This is a genomic window from Roseivirga sp. 4D4 (assembly GCF_001747095.1).
Classification (GTDB): domain Bacteria; phylum Bacteroidota; class Bacteroidia; order Cytophagales; family Cyclobacteriaceae; genus Roseivirga.
Genome location: NZ_MDGP01000001.1, coordinates 395,234 through 416,124 on the forward strand (window position 1 = coordinate 395,234; position 20,891 = coordinate 416,124).

The following is a 20,891-nucleotide window of genomic DNA, read 5'->3' on the forward strand; positions in this document are numbered from 1 at the left end:
CCGTTTTGTAGGCTCTTTTTTATCATTAGGTCTCTTTAAAATGGTTCGAGTATCTTTTGGGCTTAGTTGTCCCCCGCTGGCGGGGGCTAGGGGGTGGAGAGAGTTCTCTTTAAGAAAAGTTTGATTTATTGATTCTTTGAGTAATGCGGTATCTCTGAATGTATGGCCCTAAGATTATGGGAATTGATTTCTCAGTCTCCCTCCGCCTGTTGGCACCTCTCTAGGGGGTGGAGAAAACGCTCCATTGGGTGAGCGTAATGCTGTAATGAGCCCGGGTCAGTTAACAATCAATTGCTTATAGGCCTTTTTATAGTGAGAGGGTTTGTGTCCAGTGATTTCCTTGAATTGCCGATTGAAATAGGAGAGGCTTTTAAAACCTGAATCGAAGGCCACTGACGAAATGGAACAATCTTCGGTGTTTAATAATTGCAGGGCCTTTGTTACTCGGTATTCGTTCAAGAATTTCGTAAAGGTCTTAGATGTTAAACGTTTGAATAGCCGACAGAAGGAGGGAATTGTCAGGTTGGTCAAATCCGCCACTTCCTGCAAGTTGATATCGTCCATGTAATGCTCTGCCACCAATTCGTAAACATGCTTCATACGATTGAAGTCGCCAGTACCTATTGCTAAAGCTGCGGCATTGGTGTTTATGATTTGATACTGTGAAGACTCTGTGAGGTCATTGAGAAAGTCCAGTAGTAGGACGAGCCTTTTGAATGGTGGGGCTTCCAATATTTTTAATAGCTTCTTAACAGATTTCTCTTTAGTCTTCTTGCCGAAGATGATACCCTGCTTAGCTCTTTCAAACAGCTGTTTGATTTGACCCATCTCTGGTTTCTCGAAAAATCCTTCTCCCATAAAATCCTCTTTTAATTGAAGTACTACTTCGAAGTTGTCATCATGAGCTGAAGTTAAAAATGGATGGTGTGGAATATTGGGTCCAATAAACAGCAAAACACCATCTTGAAAATGGGATAAGTAATTACCAATGCAGAGGTCTCCTCTGCCTTTGTGAACATAGACAAGCTCGTATTCCGGATGATGGTGCCAATAGTTCATGATGCACTCATGTTTGGTCACATATTTCTGAATGTGAAACGAGCTGCCGACATCTGGAGAGATTTTTTCTATCAGTGGACGCATGTATCAATTTGAATGATATTGCCTTTAAAATCAAGTTTGGAGTTCTCTAAGGTTAATATTGTTCAAAAAGTGGTGAATATGCGAAGAAATAATTCCAGAAGGGCTCGGTTAATTTGAAGAAAAGAATCCAACTCAGGTTATAGGGATGTGGCATTTAGGATATGTAAACGATGATAAAAAACATTAAGCTTGTATTGCAACACCCAGAGAGCCGGGCTGTCGCCATGGTATTTATGGCACTGTCCATGGTCTTTGGTGCCTTTGTAACGAGGCTAGTGGAGATCAAGGTTAAGCTCGGACTTAGTGAGGCAGAGCTGGGTACTGCACTATTCTTCATTCCACTGGGGGCTGCAACGCTATTACCATTCTATAGTAAGATCATTAGCAGATTTGGCGAACGAAGAACTACGGCTTGGTCGATTTGTGTCTTGCTGCTGAGCATGATTCTTCCATGGTATGCTTCTGATCAGTACACGTTGATGGGCGTCTTCTATTTACTTGGACTGGGAATGGGTTTAACAGATGTTTCAATGAATGCAGAGGTAGCAGAAATTGAAAAGCAGAAGTCCAGGATCATCATGTCTACATGCCATGGCTTTTTTAGTATAGGGGGGATGCTTGGTGCCGTTATAAGTTCAATTTTCATATCACTATCTATTGATCTATCGATTCAAATGGCAATGATAGGCGTGGTCCTGATTGTCACTCTGGCGCCACTCTTCAAACATATGATTGATGCCCCAGAACACGAAGCAGAGGCCAATAAGGGTTTTGAATTACCCACATTCAAGGTGTTGGTATTTGCCTTCATTGGGTTTTGTGTCATGATGAGCGAAGGGGGAATCACCGATTGGGCATCTATCTATATGAAGGAAAACCTTGAGGTTATTGGTCAGTATGCAGGTGCCGGTTTTGCTGGGTTTTCATTAATGATGGCGATGGCTAGGTTTCAAGGGGATAGTTTGCATGTTCGGTTTGGAGCTAAGTCGCTGGTTTTAGCCGGTAGTCTGGTGGCAATTGCTGGTTTAGCACTAGTATTATTACAGACCCCTTTATGGGCCATTATTGGCTTCAGTCTGGCGGGTTTGGGTTATTCAGTAATCGTCCCGATTCTTTTTAGCACAGCTGCCAAGCAGGAGGGCGTCAAGCCGTCTAAGGGCATCGCTACGGTGGCCTCCTCAGGATACATTGGTATGCTTGCTGGTCCTGTTCTGATTGGGTTCATAGCCGATAGTTATGGCCTAGTAAACGGATTTACTTTCCTATTAATCCTGACAGGTTTAGCCTTTTTGATGGCGCTGAGAGCTTTCCGTTGATTATCGGGTGAAACTTTGACTGATAAATTTCAATCCGATGGGAAGAGAAGTTCTCCAAAAGTTCCAGGTATGGGCACCATCTCTTACGCGATATTGATGATTAATGCCTCGCTTTCGCATTTCGATGTGAAGACTGGCATTGCCTATGGCAAGAAAATCATCATCTCCACAATCAAAGTAGATTCTTACAGTGTTTAGGCGTTTTACGTCCGCTGTTTTGGCAATATCGAGTATAGAGTTCTTCCGGTAGTGATCCGACAATCGTGCTTCTCCTTGTAGTCCTTTCCCCAAGACGCGCCCCCAATAACCATCGAAACCTTGCTGGCGGCCAGCTAACATTTCTTCATCTGTTCCTACGGCTGAACTAAAGGCGGCAGCTGCACCAAAGAGATCTGGATAAAGCATGGCAAAGCGCAAGGTTCCAGCTCCCCCCATGGATAGCCCACTAATACCTCTGAATTGTTTTTCTGCTCTGATGCGATATTGATCCTCGACATGTGGCATGAGCTCTTCGATGAACATGTCACCATATCGGTAAGAATTGTCGTGGTTATTCATATAGAGCCTGTCATCACCATCAGGCATAATAATGATCATGGGAGGAATTTCTCCTGTTTCAATGCCTTCGTCAACAATGCGTTGCATATCGCCAAACTGAATCCAGTCGGTTTCATTTCCAGTAAAGCCATTCAGCAGATAAACTACCGGATAATTTCTTTCAGAGTGTTCATATCCGTCTGGCAGATAAACAGAGTAGTTGATGTCTTTGGCGAGGGTTTTACTCTCAAACGAGAGACTCTCTTTAACAGTGCTTTGGGCAGAAAGCGAGGTTGTCGCCAAGGCAAAGAACAGTGTAAACAAGCTTTTCATGATTGATCTTTAATTCAAAACAAATGCTGCATGCTGATCGGTGAAGCGCTTTTTCGATAATTCCTCTTTCAGAAGCCCGATAGCTTCCAAATTCATACCGACTCCCCGCGTTCGCACCCAGAAGTAATTGTCCTTAATATAAGATTCTATTCCCTTATTATTTAAATCAGCTATGATATTGGCCAATCTTTGATCGATCTTTTGATTAAGCTCTTGAAAGTTATAGTGGATCAAAGTGTAGGCTTGCCTCAAGTCTGTGTTTGCCAAAAAACCTTCATAGAGCTGAGGGTATTTGGTTTGAGCCTTGCTTAAATAGGAAAGCATGAAGTATTTGAATTCATAATAAGCCATGCGAATGCTGCTCATGTTTTGAATGTAATCCAGATAGGCTCCTGGCCTTTTTTCTGCCATTTCTTTGTACACAGGAAAGAGATTGTAGGAGATCCGTGTACCTCGATAATAGGCATTGAATTCATCCAGAAGGCCGTAAACCCCTTGTTTTTGACTTCCTACATTGCTTTTGGGAGTGATGTAAGGATCGTAGCGAAAAGTCCTTAGCGCTTTAGGAATATCTCGCTTTAGTTCGTTGCTATTATAGACTTCAGAGTGCTTAACTAGTAGAATATTATCGCCATCGATCATAAAGGCTGAAAAGGAGTCTGAAAAGTCAAAATCTTCCGGTGGATTTTCGCTTAGTATTTGATACCCATAATAGCTGGTGAAGTTGTGAAGCGATTCATGTACAACTGTGTTCAAAGAGCCTCGAACCTCTTCTGCAGTTCTCCCACTTAGCCAGGTCTCTGGTTTGGTAGGTTTGCCGGTCGTTATGGTCATGCGATTGATCTTGTACTTCGTAGGGAGTTTGCTTAAAGATTCCAGCATTTTGAAAGCATCTGGATCATGCTCCTCAATCAAAGAATACATTAATCGAACTTGTTGATTCTTAGAAAGTGATTGTCCAAACCCGATACTTAGGGCCGAATACATTAACGAAGCGATAAGAATTAGTCTACGCACTAAGGAATAATTGTTTCCTAACAATACGATCATATGGCGGTTTAAGTATGGTGAGTTAATAATTCAAGAGTTTTTGATCTTATCGGTGCCTGAAACCAGAAATGTTCTAAATTAGAAATCCAACTTATTCGTATCCTTCTATGTCGAAATACATTATTACTGTTGATGCTGGAACCACCAGCGAGCGCGCCATCATATTTAATAAGCAAGGTGAGATTGTCAATGTCTCCCAGCGAGAATTTGAACAGTTCTACCCCAAACCAGGATGGGTCGAGCACAATCCATTGGAGATTTGGGAGACACAAAAGTTTACGATTAGCGATGTATTGGAAAAGCAAGGAGCATCGGCTTCAGATATTGCCGCTATTGGCATAACCAACCAGCGGGAAACGACCCTGGTTTGGGATAAGAAAACTGGAAAATCTATCCATAAGGCGATCGTTTGGCAAGACAGAAGGACGGCTGATTATTGTGAGTCACTTAAAGCTGCTGGGCATGCTGATATGATTCAGGACAAGACGGGCTTATTGATTGACGCTTACTTCTCAGCATCTAAGATTCGTTGGATACTCGATCAGGTTAACGGTGCTCAGGCTAGAGCGGAAGCGGGAGAGCTGGCTTTCGGAACTGTAGATAGTTGGTTGCTATGGAAATTGACAGGAGGTAAAGTGCATGCCACAGATGTCAGCAACGCCAGCCGAACAATGATCTTTAATATTCATGATCTTCAATGGGATGATGAATTGCTTGCCTTGTTTAATATCCCTAAAGTGATGTTGCCTGATGTAAAAAGCAGTAGCGAGGTATATGGTCATACAGATGCAGAACTGTTTGGAGGAGAAATTCCAATTGCCGGTATAGCCGGTGATCAACAGTCAGCCTTATTTGGTCAAATGTGTACAGAGCCCGGAATGGTGAAAAATACCTACGGAACAGGCTGCTTTATGGTCATGAATACGGGTAATAAAGTCATCAAATCAAAGCACAAATTGTTATCGACCATAGGATGGAAGATTGGTGATGAGGTAAACTATGCGCTAGAAGGAAGTATTTTCATCGGTGGAGCGATTGTTCAATTTTTAAGAGATAACCTTCATTTTGTTGACAATGCTCCTGAGATAGAAGCTTTGGCAAAATCTGTCGAAGACAATGGCGGAGTTTATTTCGTGCCTGGCTTTGTAGGGCTTGGTGCTCCACATTGGGATCAATACAGTACTGGCCTTATGATTGGCCTGACTCGAGGAACCGAAAAGGGACATATTGCCAGGGCAGCATTAGAGGCCTTAGCACTTCAAAGTATGGAGGTCATTGATACCATGGCGCTGGACTCAGGAATAGAACAAAAAGAACTCAGAGTAGATGGTGGGGCTTCTGCCAATAACCTTTTAATGCAAATCCAATCGGATATTACAGGGCTCAAGATTGTCAGACCGCAAATTGTAGAAACTACAGCGCAGGGAGCCGCTTTCTTGGCTGGCTTGGCAGTGGGCTATTGGGAGAGTAAAGAAGAGATTCAATCACTTTGGGCCATTGACAAAACTTTTGAGCCATCTGGCAAGGATGTTTCTGATGTCAAAAAGAATTGGTCACGGGCAGTGGAACGGGCTAAGGCTTGGGTTGAATAATCCACCAAAAAGAGCAAAATCATGAAGAGAGAAAAGATGTTGAAAAGGCTCAAGAAGCAAAAAGAGCCTTGGGATATTGTTGTGATTGGCGGAGGAGCCACTGGCCTTGGTGTAGCTGTTGATGCTGCTTCGAGAGGCTATAAGACACTGCTGTTAGAACAGCACGATTTTGCTAAAGGAACCTCAAGCCGGAGTACAAAATTGGTGCATGGTGGTGTCCGTTACCTACAACAAGGCGACATCTCTCTGGTGTTGGAAGCCTTAAAAGAAAGAGGACTGATGATCCAGAATGCGCCTCACCTTGTTAAGAATCAAGCCTTTATTATCCCTAATTATGAATGGTGGGATGGTCCGTTCTATCAGGTAGGACTGAAGGTATATGATTTGATGTCAGGTAAGCTTGGTATTGGATCATCTAAAAGACTCTCTAAAGAAGAGACTGTTGAACATATTCCAACGATCGACCAAAATGGTTTGAAGGGGGGTGTGGTCTACTATGATGGCCAATTTGATGATGCGCGCATGGCATTGACTTTGGCTAAGACAGCGCATCAATATAATGGTGTAATGCTCAATTACTTTGAAGTCACTGGTCTTGAAAAGAATGCGGAGGGCATTATCGAAGGGCTGAAGGCACGTGATCGTGAATCGGGAAAAAACTATAGCATTAAGGCCAAAGCAGTCATCAACGCCACAGGAGTTTTTGCCGATAGCGTTAAGAAGATGGATGAGCCTGAGGTGAAAACTATGATTCAGCCGAGTCAGGGGATTCACCTTGTGGTTGGCAAGGAGTTTTTGCCAGATAAATATGCCATTATGGTGCCACAGACCAAGGATGGTCGTGTGATGTTTGCTGTGCCCTGGCATGACAAGGTGGTTTTGGGAACAACCGATACCATGAAGGAGAAGCCAGAGTTGGAGCCTGAAGCTCAAGAACAGGAAATAGATTTTATTTTAGAAACGGCAGGCCAATACCTGACAAAACAACCAACCAAATCTGACATTTTAAGTGTGTTTTCAGGCTTGAGACCATTGGCCAAACCAGAAGGAGATGGCAAGTCCACCAAGGAAATATCCAGACACCATAAAGTTATGATTTCTCAATCGGGGCTGATCACAATTATTGGCGGCAAGTGGACCACCTATCGAAAAATGGCCGAAGATACTGTTGACAATGCCATGTTGATTGGTGCTTTGCCCGAACGAAAATGTATCACTAAAAACCTGCCCGTTTCGGGCTATGACAAAAACCTCGATTTGACCACAGACCCACTGGCGGTTTATGGTACTGAGAAGTATCAATTGCTTGAGCTGGAGGAGGAGGACCCAGGTTTGGCCGAGGTGATCAGTGAGACCATACCCCTTAGGAAATCTCAAGTCATTTGGGCGGTGAAACATGAAATGGCAAGGACAGTTGAAGATATGTTGGCAAGAAGAGTTCGAGGCTTATTTCTTGATGCAACTGAGTCTTTGAGAGTCTCTGGCAGAGTGGCAGAAATAATGGCAGAAGAGCTAGGGGAAGGCTCTGAATGGATAGACGAGCAATTGGAGTCCTTCAATGAAGTAGCAGGGAAGTATATTATTTAAGGCCTATTGCCTTCTTTTTCCTTCAGCTTTTTTTGTATGGCACGCTTCTCGTCTCCCATACTGAGTCTGTCATAATAGGTTTCGAGTGTCCTTAGAATATTCAGGTCAGTTGTATCTTTTCTCGATGCGGCTTCCATCCTTGGTAATGCCTTTCTAATAAAGTCTAGTGCGATTTCTTCGTAGGACTCAGCATTGGCCTTATACTCATCATTGGTCATGTTATTGATTGCCAGGTAGTAGCTATTCGCCTGATCATTGTAAAGCATGGACAAGTTAAAATTAGCTACAAGGTTATCTGGAGAGATATCCAGGACCTTCAAGTAGGCTTCTTCAGATTGAGTTATCGCAGTCTGTAGAGCGAGGCTGTCAATTACTGTTTCGGCCTTTAATGCTTTGATTCGATCATCATAGAGTACTGCTCTCCTAAGTGCCAATTGATCGTTATCTATATCCGTTTTCAGAATTTCAGTAATCAGGTCGATCGCTTTTTCATTCTCTTCCGATAACAAGTAGATATCGAGCTTGTAACGATCGAATACTGGTGAATTTGGGAAATCTTTTTTTGCTTGATCTATAGTCAATAAGGCAGCCGGAAAGTCTTTTTGAAGGTCTCGCTGAATACTGATCATGCTTTGATAAATACTCTCCTTTGGCCTCATGTCCAGAAGCTTCCTGAAGTTTGCCAAGGCCTTATCATAAAGCTTACCCTGAACCGCAGCATTTGCAGCATAAGTGATGATAGTAGAATCATTGGGTGCAATGATTACAGCATTTTCAAAAGCCTCCAAAGCAGACTGATAATCCTGTTGCTGATACCATTGGGCTCCGTTCTGTATTAATTCCTGAAAGATCTGTTCAATACTCTGATCTGCTGATAGATTAATCCTGACATTATTTGAGGGGTATTTCTGGGTCATTTGATACCCAAGGATGGCATCAGATAAGTAAGTAGACTTTATTGTCCCGGCAGGCTCATTTTTGAACAGTGCTTTGTTAATTTCAGCATAGGTGTACCAGGCACCACCATCTTCCTTAAACTCATTGGTCTTAACAGCTTCTTTAATCACAGCTAATGCCTCCGATAATTTGCCTTCGGCCTGGAGCGTACGGGCTTCTATCAGTCCTGTGCCTTGACCAGCGGCAGAGAAGGACATGAAAAGAAATATGAAAACCCAGATTTTCGGCATAAGGTGATTTTGTGTGAAGTTGCTAAAGTATAATCACTAATTCAAACGAATATTGGCCTGAGGAAGATATCGGTGATTGTGATCTAGTCAATTACCTCCGGTTTGGATTTTTTTCAAAAACCAATAATTCTTAAGTCATCTGCATGACAATTAATTATTCCATTTACTAAAAACGCGACCTGCATTATTTTTGATTGTTTTGTCTTTTATCTGCCAAATTATCTGTTGTTAGTGCAACCGTTTTCAGAAGGTGATTTATAGATTTTTTCAATTCTTTTGGAACAAAAGTATTGATATTCACGTCATTAGGACATCAGGAAACTTTGAATACGATAATAGTTTCCTTAGTTTTGCTCAAGAATGGAAATGAAAGAGAAAATAGCGGAAAGAGCGAGTGAACTCATGCAACAGTTCGGTATAAGAACTGTGACCATGGATGATATTTCTCGCGACCTGGGGATTTCCAAAAAAACAATCTATCAATACTTTAAGGATAAGAAGGAGCTTGTTAATACCATAACAAGCATGAACTTGAATTTGGAGAAGGAGAGATTTGAGGGGACTGCCATTACTAGCGAAAACAGTGTTCATGAGTTGATCATGGTTTCTCAATGTTTGAGAGAGTCTATGAAAGACATGAAGATGAGCCTGATGAACGAGTTACAGAAGTTTTATCCTGAGGCCTGGCAAATGTACGAGGATTTCAAAACAGAGGTACTGTTAGAATCTATAACCGCAGTTATAAAAAGAGGACAAAAAGAAGGCCTATTTCGTGCCGAAGTAGATCCTTACTTGATAGCCATAATGCGGATTGAACAGGTTCAAACCTTCATTATGAGAAACTTATTCCCTAGGGAAAAGTATTCGCTATACGATGCACAAATGCAATTATTCGATCACTTTATACACGGTCTTTTTACCATAGAAGGCCATCAACTTTTTAATGATTATACCACGTCAAAAATTAAAACCAATGAGACGCTCAATTAGGAGATTAAACTATTTAGCGGTGCTGATGCTATTGGCTCTAGGAGCCAATGCACAAAGCGGGATTTCTCTTCAAGAGGCAATCAGTTATGCCTTATTAAATAATGAAGATATAAAGAATGCTAAAGTGGCGACAAAGGATGCCGATGCACAAGTCTTTGAGACCCGTGCCGATGGGTTACCTCAGGTCGATGCAAGTTTTGGTTATACCAACAACCTAGAAATTCAGAGGATATTTTTACCCGGAACTTTTGATGCGACTGGTCAAACACCCCCGGATGGGACATTTCCAGCAGCTTTTGGTGTTCAGCATTTGGGTACTTTTAGTGTGAGTGGTAGTCAGATGATTTGGGATGGATCTTTCTTCATTGGTTTAAAGGCCGCTAAGATGTTGAGAGAAAAAGTAATTGTTGATGAAAAGAAGACTGAGATCGATGTAATCGAACAAGTCACCAAGGCGTATTATCTGGTTTTAGTCAATCAAGTAAGGACTGAACTCATCGATACCAATATTAGTACGATTGAGTCGACATTGAAAGATACAAGAGCACTTTATGAAAATGGTTTTGCTGAAAAAATAGATGTAACCAGGCTTCAAGTGCAATTGAATAACCTAAAGACTGAACGCCAAGGTGTCGATCAGGTGATAGAGTCTAGCAAGAATTTACTCAAATTGACAATGGGTATGCCAGTGACAAAGGATGTTGAATTGAGTGGCAACCTTGCCAATTTCGATTTTGAATATTCGACTGCAGATGTTGATGCATTTAATGTGCAAGAACGCATTGAAGCTCAGCAATTAGACTACTTAAAGAGCCTTGCCGAACTGGATATCAAGAATATTTATTCGCAGTACATCCCTAAGGTTACCCTAAATGCTGGATGGGCAAGGAATACCGGAAATGACGGATTTGGTAACCTTTGGAATTCTAACCGCGCCTGGTTTACCAACTCTAGTATTGGCGTGAATATCAGCATACCGGTTTTTGACGGGCTTCGGAAGAAATACACCGTGGCCCGAAAAAAATATCAATTAGAGACACTTGATAATCAGTACTCACTTTTGACCAATAGCTTAAAACAACAACTCTTGGATGCCAAAGATGCACTGGATGTAAATCTTCAGCGTCTTGAAGTACAAAGAGAAAATATGGCTTTGGCTAAGGAAGTAACAGACATCACCCGTGAGAAGTACACGGAAGGCGTTGGTTCAAACTTGGAGCTTATCAATTCTGAAAAAGACTACAAAGAAGCCGAAATCAACTATTTGAGTGCCCTTTATGAGGCGATCATTGCTAAAGTAGATTTAGACAGATCACTGGGTAAACTTAACTAACAACACAATGACTTACAGAACTTCAAAAATATATAGAGACATGAAACCTCAGAACATCATCACATTTTTACTCATTGCTTTAATCGCAGTTGGTTGCGGTCAGAGCGAAGAGGGCGTTGAAGGAAAGAAAACAAGGCTAACAGAAGCCAAAGCAGAGATCAAAGCCCTACAGGCAGAGATTAAGACCTTAGAGGCAGAAATCATTGCAGAAGATCCTGATTTTAATAAACCGACTGAGACAGCGACTTTAATTACTACTGTCCCTGCTGCCAAGACTAATTTCGAACATAAAATCGAAGTTAGAGGAAACGTGGATTCAAGAACCAATGTTGACGTAAGCGCTGAGATGGCTGGAATTTTGACCGCTGTAAATGTCAAAGAAGGTCAGTACGTAGAAGAAGGTGAAGTGATGGCGGTTATTGATTCTGAAAACCTTGAAAAGACAATCGCGGAAGTTGAGAGTCAGTTGGATTATGCGACTACAATTTTCGAAAAGCGTGATAGACTTTGGAAGAAGAATATAGGCACTGAAATCGATTATTTGCAGGCCAAGAATAACAAGACCTCTTTAGAGAACCAGTTGGCGACATTAAACACACAACTGGATAAGGCAGAAATTAGAGCGCCTTTTAGTGGTACGGTAGAGCAGGTGCCTGTTAAGAGAGGCCAGCTTGTTCAACCAGGCTTTCCGGTAGCCCTAATCGTGAGTAATGCAGACATGTATATTTCTGCAGAAGTTTCTGAGGCCTACGTTGGAAAGTTCAAAAGAGGAGATGATGTATCTGTTAGTATCCCTTCATTGGATAAGAGCTTTGATTCAAAGATTATCTCTGTTGGAAGAGTGATTAATCCTGCAAGCAGAACTTTCACTATTGAAGTAAGATTGCCTCGCGTTGATCAATACCTCAAAACTAATCTCGTTACGCGCATAGCATTGACTGACTATGAGGCCAATGACGCGGTTGTTATCCCTTCCAGAATTATTCAGGAAGACCTCGAAGGCAACTTTGTCTACTTGGTAAAGGGAAAAAAGGCCAGTAAAGTACATGTGAAGCTGGGTTATTCATATGATAACCATACTGAAGTTGTTGATGGCTTAGCCGGTGGCGAAGTTGTGGTGGATAAGGGCAACAGAACTGTTGCTGATGGAACCACTGTAAGTATTCAAAATTAATCAAACTCAAAGCGATAGATTATGGCTAACGAGAACGAACAGAATGTAGTGGATAAGGAATTTGGTGTAACCTCCTTTTCCCTCCGCAATAGAATCACGGTATATGTGCTGACACTGATCATTGTGGCAGCAGGTATTTATTCATATATCACTTTGCCGAAAGAAAATTTCCCCGAAGTTGAGCAACCGACTGTCTATGTGAGTACGGCTCACCCTGGAAACTCGCCAGAGGATATCGAAAGCTTGATTACAAGAGAGCTTGAGAAAGAGATCAATACTATAGAAGGCGTGGATAATATCCAGTCTACTTCGGTACAGGATTTCTCAGCTATTGTGATCGAATTTCAAGTAGGCATAGACGTAGACGATGCAGTTATCGATGTGAAAGATGCCGTAGATAGAGCTAAATCGGAACTGCCTACTGACTTGAAGACTGATCCTAACGTGATCAAATTTAGCTTTTCAGAGAACTTCCCAATTCTTAATATCAACTTGACTGACCCATCAAAATCATTGGATGAGCTAAATGATATTGCGGAATACCTTGAAGACGAGATTGAAAAATTTCCACAGGTTTCTAAGGCGAATATTGTCGGTGTTGATGAGAAAGAAGTTGAGGTAAGAGTAGATCCTTTCAAGCTAGAGGCTAGAAAGGTGACTTTTAATGATATTGAAAATGCTATTTCCTCAGAGAACATGACCCTTTCAGGAGGTAATGTGATTGCCGATGGATTGAGAAGAAACGTGCGCGTTATTGGTGAGTTTGATGATCCAGCACAGATGGAGAACATTATCATCAGCAACGAGAATGGCAATATCGTTTACCTCAAGGATGTAGCGGTTGTTGAGTTTGGTTACAAAGACAAGCAGAACTACGCCCGACTGGATTTAGACCCGGTGGTCAAAGTAGACGTCATGAAAAGAAGTGGTGAGAACTTGTTGATCGCCACAGATAATATTATGGCGCTAATTGAGGAGAGTAGGCAGAGTGGTCAAATTCCAGAGTCGACCAAAGTGACTATTACAAATGACCAATCCAAGGACACCAGAGAGCAGGTAAGTAGTTTGGGTAACAATATCATCTTTGGGGTGATCCTGGTAGTGACGGTTCTACTGTTTTTCTTGGGAACCAGAAACTCACTTTTCGTGGGTATGGCAATTCCGTTGTCCATGTTCATGGCATTGATGATTCTTGGACTTGCAGGCATCACGATTAATACAATGACACTCTTCGGTCTTATTATGGCTCTGGGTATGTTGGTGGATAATGGTATTGTGGTTGTTGAGAATGTCTATCGTCTGATGGAAGAAGGCCTTAGCCCAATGGCAGCAACCCGTAGAGGAGTTGGTGAGGTTGCACTTCCTATTATCTCTTCTACTGCAACTACATTAGCGGCTTTTATTCCATTGGCTTTCTGGCCTGGTATCATTGGAGAGTTCATGCTCTATTTGCCATTGACCTTGATCATTACACTGGGTTCTTCACTCTTTGTAGCACTTGTCATTAACCCTGTTTTCATTTCAACTTTCATGAAAGTTGATGGTCAAAAAGAGTATGATCACAAAAAGATTTTAATACGATCTACGCTCTCCATTATAGCTGGGGTTGTATTTGCCTTCGGCCTTGGTGTTATCGGTTTTGGTAACCTTTTGATGCTGATTGGTGTGATTACACTGCTTAATGTTTATGTGTTAGGACCTTTGTCACAGAGGTTCCAGGCAGGTTTTTTACCAAGATTGGAAGGGATTTATGTTAGGGTGCTTAGGAGTGCTGTAAAGCATCCTGTTATGTACCTGGGAGGAGCTTTCTTAACATTGATTATCTCTCTGGGAATCTTTGGTGCATTTCAGCCCAATGTCCTTTTCTTCCCTGAGAATGAACCTAAGTATGTGAATGTTTTTGTTGAGTATCCGGTAGGGACAGATATTGAGAAAACAAATGCTTTCTCAAAGGATATTGAGGCCCAAGTGCTTGAAATCATCAAACCATATGAGGCCATTGTGGAGTCCGTATCTACGAATGTGAGTCAGGGAGCGGCTGATCCGAATGACCCTACAGCAGTTGGGCAGTCCGAAGAACCTCATAAGGCCAGAATTACTGTGAACTTCATCGAGAGTAAACTGAGAGGTGATTTGAACACAAAGGATGTAATGAACGATATCCGTGCTCAAGTGAAACTGCAACCGGGAGTTACATTGACAGTAGATAAGGATGCCGCAGGACCTCCAACGGGTAAGCCAGTTAATTTGGAGATCATTGGAGAAGACCTTCCTACACTGATTAACCTTGGGGAGGACATCAAGCAGAAAATCGCTGAATCAGGCATTCAGGGAATTGAAAAGCTCAAGAGTTCTTTAGAATTGGGTAAGCCTGAATTGGTAATAGATATCGATCGTGATAATGCCAGACGTTTTGGTTTGTCGACTTTCTCCATTGCTAATGAAATTAGGACCGCACTATTCGGAAAAGAAGTTTCTAAGTATAAGGAAGGTGAGGACGACTATGAGATCAATGTTCGACTGAATGAGGACTACAGATATGACGTAGATGCCTTAATGAATAAGAACATCACTTTCAGAGACCAAAGCTCTGGTAAGTTGGTTCAGGTGCCGATTTCTTCTGTTGCGGATGTACGATATAGCTCTACTTATGGATCGATCAAGAGAAAGGATCTGGATAGGGTAGTGACATTAAGCTCGAACGTTTTGGCAGGAGCTAATGCCACCGTAATTAATGACCAGCTAAAAGCGTTGATGGCGGATTACGATATGCCTGCTGGATACAGTTACGCTTTTACTGGTGAAGCAGAAGAGCAGGCTGAGAACATGGCCTTCCTGGCGAAAGCCTTATTGATTGCGGTTTTCTCAATCTTCTTGATTATCGTTTCGCAGTTCAATAAGATCACAGCGCCATTTATCATTATGGTATCTGTACTATTGAGTACAATTGGTGTGTTCTTGGGCTTAGTAATATTCAACATGGATTTCGTGGTAATCATGACCATGGTGGGTATCATTGCCTTGGCCGGTATTGTTGTCAACAATGCTATTGTACTGATCGACTTCATTGAGCTTACTAGAAAGAGAAGAAGACAAGAACTGGGCATGGGTGATGATGAAACATTGCCAATGGATGAAGTGGTAGAGTCGATAATTTCAGCCGGTAGAACTAGGTTGAGACCCGTGCTTTTGACAGCAATTACCACCATCTTAGGTCTAGTGCCTTTGGCCGTTGGTTTGAACATAGACTTTATAGGAACATTCATTAGTTATAACGCTGACTTCTATGTTGGTGGGGATAATGTGATTTTCTGGGGGCCAATGTCTTGGACAATCATATTCGGACTAACATTCGCAACTTTCTTTACACTGATTATGGTACCTACCATGTATCTACTGGCTGATAAGCTATTGTATAGAATCGCTAAGTGGCGAGGTAAAGTGAGTGTAATTGACATGTCAGAATCTTCAGGCGGGCCAAGAAAGGTTTTGGCCTGATGTTTGATAATAGTATTAACGTGGTGATTATGATCCTCTTCAATGAGGATCATTCATAGTTAAGGTTGATTTGGTGGCTCCCGAGGTGGTACTCGGGAGTCTTTTTTTTGAACCCATCGTGTCAGTATTAGGTTAGAATAATTAGATGAGCATTTCGCCACTTTTCTTTATAGTGATCATAGCCTTTCTTGGCTGGCTCGACTACTATGCTTATCAGGCAACAAAAGCCCTCTTAATTGGGAAGAGCAATGCCCTCAGAACTACGCTGAGATATTTATATCTGGTTCAGGCCATCGTTATGCTTTCTCTTGCGGTTTATTTAAGGTTCGTTCAGTCAGGAACGGTACCATTCTCCTTCTTAATGTCGATCGTTTTCATGTCATATACCGCTAAGTTGGTTGCGGTCGTATTCGTGTTCTTTGACGACATAAGAAGAGTATTGAGCCTGTTCTTTGCAGGCAGACGAAGAAGGTATGAAAAGAGAGTGGCTGCCGGACAGAAGATGCCACGTTCTAAGTTTTTAGCACGAAGTGCTGTAGTTATGGCAACCCTGCCCATCGTCACTATGAGCTTTGGTATAGTCAGAGGGGCCTATGACTATAGGCTCAGGAGGCGTAGAGTTTACTTACCTAACCTTCCTAAACAGTTTGAGGGAATTAAGGTAGCCCAATTATCAGATATCCATAGCGGAAGCTTTTATGATAAAGTAGCTGTTAAGGGAGGAATTGAAATGTTGATGGCTGAAAAGCCTGATATGGTCTTTTTTACTGGAGATCTTGTGAATAACCAAACCAAAGAAGTTTCGGAGTACTTCGATCTTTTCTCAAAGGTAAAAGCCGATCTGGGAGTCTTTTCAACGCTCGGTAATCACGACTATGGTGATTACATGGCTTGGTCTTCTATGGCTGAAAAGAATAATAACCTGAGAGACATGGTCAAGGTGCATGAGCGAATGGGGTGGGATCTCCTAATGAATGAGAACCGGTCTATCCGAATTGGTACCGACCAGATTTCAGTTTTGGGTGTTGAAAACTGGGGTGCTGGTCGCTTTGCCAAGTATGGTCGCCTCGATCAGACTGCTTTGAATGCCGAAGGTGATGTGAAGCTTTTACTCTCTCATGACCCTAGTCACTGGGATGCCCAGGTGAGAGGACAACAGCCGGATATTGATATCACATTTTCAGGTCACACCCATGGTATGCAGTTAGGGGTAGAAATCGGTGATTTCCGTTGGAGCCCTTCCAAGTATATTTACAAACAGTGGGCGGATCTCTATCAAGAACAGCATCAATATCTCTATGTGAATCGAGGCTTCGGTTTTCTTGGTTTCCCAGGAAGGATAGGCATACTACCAGAGATCACCATTATGGAGTTGACTTCACGTCCTTTGGCTTAAGCCAACTTTTTATCTTCTGACCTCCGTCTTCCACCTTCTTTTCCTAAATTCAGGGCCAAATCAATCAAAACATGAAAAAACTGGTCATTATTCTGCTGTGCCTTATTGGCACAAACCTTCAAGCTCAAACAACACCCAACTGGATTCGATACCAAAGTATCTCTCCCGATGGTCAACACATTGTCTTTACTTACAAGGGCGATCTGTATCGAGTAGCCGCCTCAGGTGGAGATGCAACTCAGTTGACTTTCCATCAGGCACATGATTATATGCCTGTTTGGAGTAAGGATAGCAAGCACATAGCATTCGCATCAGACCGCTACGGGAATTTTGATGTGTATGTCATGGATGCGATGGGCGGACAGGCAACCCGCCTCACTTTCCATTCAAATGATGAAAGTCCCTATACATTTACGCATGACAATAAGAACGTAGTTTTTGGTGCTTTAAGGCAAGACAGAGCGGAGCATCGCCAGTATCCACATGGATCGCAATCCGAACTGTATAAGGTGCCAGTAGGCGGAGGTCGGGTTGACCAAGTCTTCACTATTCCTGCCGAGTATGTTCAAGTCAGTAAGGACGGCCGATATATGGTCTACCATGATAAAAAGGGTGGAGAGAACGAATTTAGAAAGCATCACAAATCATCTATTACAAGAGATATCTGGATGTATGATGTCAGAAGAGATGAGCATAAAATGCTTACTAACAGAGAAGTGGAAGATCGTCAACCAGTTTTTAGTGCTGATGAGAAGAGTCTTTATTATTTAAATGAATCAAGTGGCACCTTCAACGTACATAAATTGTCCATTGAAGACCCCAGTCAGAGCCAACAACTCACAAATTTCAATTTACATCCTGTACGTTTCTTAAGCTTCGGCAATGGTACACTTTGTTTCGGTTATGACGGAGAACTATATACAATGCAGGAGGGAAGTCAGCCTCAAAAAATCGCTGTCAATATTCGCACACAAGACAAGGCAAATGCAGATAAGTTTATATCGATAAACGGAGGTGTTCGCGAGATGGCAATTGCTCCTAATGGTAAGGAAATAGCTTTTATCGCAAGAGGAGAGGTGTTCGTGACTTCTGTAGATGGATCGCTTACCAAAAGAATTACAAATACTCCGGAACAAGAACGCTTCGTAACCTGGGGCCCCGAGGGGAAATCAGTTGTCTATGCGAGTGAACGAGAAGGGAAATGGAATATCTACAAGTCAAGTAAAGAGAGAGCTTCTGAAGAACCATTCTTTTTCGCTTCGACACTATTAAAAGAAGAGGCCGTATTGAGTAATGATGAGGATAATTATATGCCTCAGTACTCTCCTGATGGCAAGAAAATGGCCTTCATCGCTGGTCGAAGAACGCTTAGGGTGCTAGATATAGCGTCTGGAAATTCTGTTGATTTATTGACACCTAATGACCTTTTCCATATGCGTGATGGTGACAAGTATTTTACCTGGAGTCCTGACAGTAAATGGCTCTTAGTAGACTGGAGTATGAGCTTAAATAATAGCGAAGTGCTTTTAATGGCCGCTGATGGAAGTAACCGAGTGAATCTCACAGAAAGTGGATACTATGACTCCAGACCAAAGTGGGTGAATGGCGGCAAGCAAATGATCTGGTTCAGTAATAGAAACGGATTGAAGAGTTACGCGACAAGCGGTCAATCACAAAGGGATGTTTACTCCATGTTTTTCACTCAGGATGGTTGGGATAAGTACCAACTAAATAAAGAAGAGTACGCCCTGATGAAGGAAATAGAGAAAGAAAAGAAAAAGGGAGAGAAGAAAGAAGATAGCAAAGACAAGAAGGAGGACGAAAAGAAAGATGAAGCTAAAAAAGATCTGACCTTCGACTTTGAAGATATGAGAGATCGCAAGGTCAGGTTCACTATCCATTCTTCAAGTCTTGGTGACGCTACGCTTTCTAAGGATGGTGAGAAACTTTACTATTTAGCAAGCTTCGAAGGTGGACAGAACCTTTGGGTAACCAATCTTAGAACTCGAGATACTAAGATGGCGATTAAACTCAATGGAGGTTTTGGCTCTTTTCAATGGGATAAGGACATGAAGAACCTTTACCTACTAAGTGGTGGAAGGATCTCTAAGGTTAATCCTGATGCTGGTAAACGAGAGTCGATCAGCATAAGAGGGGAAATGGAGTATGATGCTGTGGCAGAGAGAAGCTATATGTTTGATCACGTATGGATCCGCACCAAAAACATATTCTATGAACCAACTTTCCACGGGATCGATTGGGCCTTGATGCGTACGGAGTATGCTAAATATTTGCCTTCTATTGGCAATAGCTACGAGTTCTCGGAAATGCTTTCAGAAATGTTGGGAGAGCTAAATGTTTCGCATGCCGGAGCCCGATATGGTACCAGTATTCCTAATGCAGATGCAACAGCGTCCCTAGGAATCTTCATGGACTATGATCATAAGGGCAATGGTATAAGGATAGTCGAAGTGTTGAAGGGTGGCCCCTTAGACAAAGCCAAATTCAATATTGAGCCAGGAATGATCATCGAGAAAATTGATGGTGAGCTGGTTACCCCAGACCGTGATGTAGCGACTTATCTCAATCGAAAATCTGGCAAGTTCACATTACTGGAAATCACAGGTCCTAAAAAATCCGATAGACAACAAATCACGGTGAAGCCGATCACTTTGCGCGCTGAACGTGGGTTACTCTACAATAGATTCGTGAAAATCAATGAGAAAGAAGTAGAGGAAAAGTCAGGTGGCAAGTTGGGTTACGTGCACATCCCTGGTATGAGCGATGGGCCTTATAGGAGCATCTATGAGGATATCATGGGTAAGTACTTTGACCGCAAAGGGATTATTGTGGATACGCGTTTTAATGGGGGTGGAGACCTAGTGGCGGATTTGGCCATGTTCTTTACTGGCGAACCATTCATTACTTACGCCACAGCCGCGAAGGTTGTAGGAGGTGAGCCTACTTCTAGATGGACTAAGCCAACACTAGCACTCTTCAACGAAAGCATGTATTCAGATGGACACTGCTTCGCACAAGGCTATACGGACCTGAAAATAGGTAAGACCATTGGAATGCCGGTTCCGGGTACCTGTAGTTTTGCCGGATGGGAGGGACTTCCTGATGGAGGGCGTTGGGGGGTTGTGCCTGTCAGTGCCAAAGATAAAAGTGGTCGTTGGATGGAAAACCTACAGACGGAACCTACTATTAAATTGAAGAATATGCCTGGAGTTATTGATAAGAATAGAGATCAACAACTGGAACGCGCCATTCAAGAAATGCTGAATGATGTGGGTAACTAGTAAGCCCTATTTGGTGAAGAGTGTTCCAGGGAAGAAGTTACCGTTCGTAAATAATCTTGGTGATTTTTAGGGCTAAATTTTATTTTTTTTAGGATTAATACTTAAAATTAGAAACACACAACACACACTATACACAAGTCAACCTGACGAATACAGTAAAAGTGCTAATGATGATTCTCCATTGAATCGTTATTAGCACTTTTTAGTTTCTGACTTTCTGGACTCTTAGAGGCGTTTGTCATTCTGCCAAATACATCTTTAGCTGTTTTCAGCTAGATGTGAGACCTTGTGTTTCTCTAGATTTATCTCCTTAACTATCCGTTTGATATATGACAATTATGTATTCTACTGTCTTACGAATGCTTCAATTGGTTTCCATATGTTCAGAATTTCTTTTTCTATTCTTAGAAAAATCTATAGATTTAGAATGTGAGGGAGTTAGGTCTCACTCAC

13 protein-coding genes are annotated in these 20,891 nt (G+C 42.2%); 9 read left to right on the plus strand and 4 right to left on the minus strand.

What is annotated here, in order from left to right; genetic code table 11:
- Nucleotides 1–276: 276 nt before the first annotated feature.
- Complete coding sequence (locus tag BFP97_RS01685; RefSeq protein WP_069840755.1) at nucleotides 277–1,143, minus strand: helix-turn-helix domain-containing protein; 867 nt, start codon at nucleotides 1,141–1,143, stop codon at nucleotides 277–279.
- A 170-nt stretch (nucleotides 1,144–1,313) separates the two neighbouring features.
- Between BFP97_RS01685 and BFP97_RS01690 the strand changes: the two genes are divergently transcribed.
- Nucleotides 1,314–2,459, plus strand: a complete 1,146-nt coding sequence (locus tag BFP97_RS01690) for an MFS transporter (RefSeq protein WP_069840756.1) — start codon at nucleotides 1,314–1,316, stop codon at nucleotides 2,457–2,459.
- On the opposite strand, the gene BFP97_RS01695 is transcribed toward BFP97_RS01690, so the two are convergent.
- Complete coding sequence (locus BFP97_RS01695; protein ID WP_069840757.1) at nucleotides 2,460–3,329, minus strand: alpha/beta hydrolase; 870 nt, start codon at nucleotides 3,327–3,329, stop codon at nucleotides 2,460–2,462. It lies immediately after the preceding gene.
- Nucleotides 3,330–3,338: 9 nt separating this feature from the next.
- A complete protein-coding gene (locus BFP97_RS01700; protein ID WP_139135151.1) occupies nucleotides 3,339–4,379 on the minus strand; it encodes a hypothetical protein in 1,041 nt (346 codons plus the stop codon).
- Between the two features lie 107 nt (nucleotides 4,380–4,486).
- Here BFP97_RS01700 and glpK point away from each other — a divergent pair, with 107 nt between their 5' ends.
- Complete coding sequence (gene glpK, locus BFP97_RS01705) at nucleotides 4,487–5,971, plus strand: glycerol kinase GlpK (protein WP_069840759.1); 1,485 nt, start codon at nucleotides 4,487–4,489, stop codon at nucleotides 5,969–5,971.
- 21 nt (nucleotides 5,972–5,992) lie between these two features.
- A complete protein-coding gene (locus BFP97_RS01710; protein WP_069840760.1) occupies nucleotides 5,993–7,558 on the plus strand; it encodes a glycerol-3-phosphate dehydrogenase/oxidase in 1,566 nt (521 codons plus the stop codon).
- Here BFP97_RS01710 and BFP97_RS01715 read toward each other — a convergent pair.
- Nucleotides 7,555–8,745 (minus strand): tetratricopeptide repeat protein, encoded by a 1,191-nt coding sequence (locus BFP97_RS01715; RefSeq protein ID WP_069840761.1) that lies wholly within the window; start codon nucleotides 8,743–8,745, stop codon nucleotides 7,555–7,557. The genes BFP97_RS01710 and BFP97_RS01715 overlap by 4 nt on opposite strands.
- 366 nt (nucleotides 8,746–9,111) lie before the next feature.
- On the opposite strand from BFP97_RS01715, the gene BFP97_RS01720 reads away from it, so the two are divergent.
- The 6 genes from BFP97_RS01720 (at nucleotide 9,112) to BFP97_RS01745 (ending at nucleotide 20,438) form a co-directional block, all read left to right on the plus strand.
- Complete coding sequence (locus BFP97_RS01720) at nucleotides 9,112–9,735, plus strand: TetR/AcrR family transcriptional regulator (protein WP_170827381.1); 624 nt, start codon at nucleotides 9,112–9,114, stop codon at nucleotides 9,733–9,735.
- A complete protein-coding gene (locus BFP97_RS01725; protein ID WP_069840763.1) occupies nucleotides 9,719–11,068 on the plus strand; it encodes a TolC family protein in 1,350 nt (449 codons plus the stop codon). The genes BFP97_RS01720 and BFP97_RS01725 overlap by 17 nt, the downstream gene beginning before the upstream one ends.
- 40 nt (nucleotides 11,069–11,108) lie before the next feature.
- Complete coding sequence (locus tag BFP97_RS01730; RefSeq protein ID WP_069844154.1) at nucleotides 11,109–12,242, plus strand: efflux RND transporter periplasmic adaptor subunit; 1,134 nt, start codon at nucleotides 11,109–11,111, stop codon at nucleotides 12,240–12,242.
- A gap of 21 nt (nucleotides 12,243–12,263) precedes the next feature.
- Complete coding sequence (locus BFP97_RS01735) at nucleotides 12,264–15,740, plus strand: efflux RND transporter permease subunit (RefSeq protein ID WP_069840764.1); 3,477 nt, start codon at nucleotides 12,264–12,266, stop codon at nucleotides 15,738–15,740.
- 145 nt (nucleotides 15,741–15,885) lie between these two features.
- Nucleotides 15,886–17,136 carry a metallophosphoesterase gene (locus tag BFP97_RS01740; RefSeq protein ID WP_069840765.1) on the plus strand — a complete coding sequence of 417 codons (1,251 nt, stop codon included), beginning with the start codon at nucleotides 15,886–15,888 and terminating at the stop codon, nucleotides 17,134–17,136.
- A gap of 71 nt (nucleotides 17,137–17,207) precedes the next feature.
- Nucleotides 17,208–20,438 carry a S41 family peptidase gene (locus BFP97_RS01745; RefSeq protein WP_069840766.1) on the plus strand — a complete coding sequence of 1,077 codons (3,231 nt, stop codon included), beginning with the start codon at nucleotides 17,208–17,210 and terminating at the stop codon, nucleotides 20,436–20,438.
- The last annotated feature ends 453 nt before the right edge of the window (nucleotides 20,439–20,891 follow it).

Bases quoted from the DNA above. Each gene is read 5' to 3' on its own strand.
- BFP97_RS01685 (WP_069840755.1), bottom strand. From the start codon at position 1,143: ATGCGTCCACTGATAGAAAAAATCTCTCCAGATGTCGGCAGCTCGTTT.
- BFP97_RS01690 (WP_069840756.1), top strand. From the start codon at position 1,314: ATGATAAAAAACATTAAGCTTGTATTGCAACACCCAGAGAGCCGGGCT.
- BFP97_RS01695 (WP_069840757.1), bottom strand. From the start codon at position 3,329: ATGAAAAGCTTGTTTACACTGTTCTTTGCCTTGGCGACAACCTCGCTT.
- BFP97_RS01700 (WP_139135151.1), bottom strand. From the start codon at position 4,379: ATGATCGTATTGTTAGGAAACAATTATTCCTTAGTGCGTAGACTAATT.
- glpK (WP_069840759.1), top strand. From the start codon at position 4,487: ATGTCGAAATACATTATTACTGTTGATGCTGGAACCACCAGCGAGCGC.
- BFP97_RS01710 (WP_069840760.1), top strand. From the start codon at position 5,993: ATGAAGAGAGAAAAGATGTTGAAAAGGCTCAAGAAGCAAAAAGAGCCT.
- BFP97_RS01715 (WP_069840761.1), bottom strand. From the start codon at position 8,745: ATGCCGAAAATCTGGGTTTTCATATTTCTTTTCATGTCCTTCTCTGCC.
- BFP97_RS01720 (WP_170827381.1), top strand. From the start codon at position 9,112: ATGAAAGAGAAAATAGCGGAAAGAGCGAGTGAACTCATGCAACAGTTC.
- BFP97_RS01725 (WP_069840763.1), top strand. From the start codon at position 9,719: ATGAGACGCTCAATTAGGAGATTAAACTATTTAGCGGTGCTGATGCTA.
- BFP97_RS01730 (WP_069844154.1), top strand. From the start codon at position 11,109: ATGAAACCTCAGAACATCATCACATTTTTACTCATTGCTTTAATCGCA.
- BFP97_RS01735 (WP_069840764.1), top strand. From the start codon at position 12,264: ATGGCTAACGAGAACGAACAGAATGTAGTGGATAAGGAATTTGGTGTA.
- BFP97_RS01740 (WP_069840765.1), top strand. From the start codon at position 15,886: ATGAGCATTTCGCCACTTTTCTTTATAGTGATCATAGCCTTTCTTGGC.
- BFP97_RS01745 (WP_069840766.1), top strand. From the start codon at position 17,208: ATGAAAAAACTGGTCATTATTCTGCTGTGCCTTATTGGCACAAACCTT.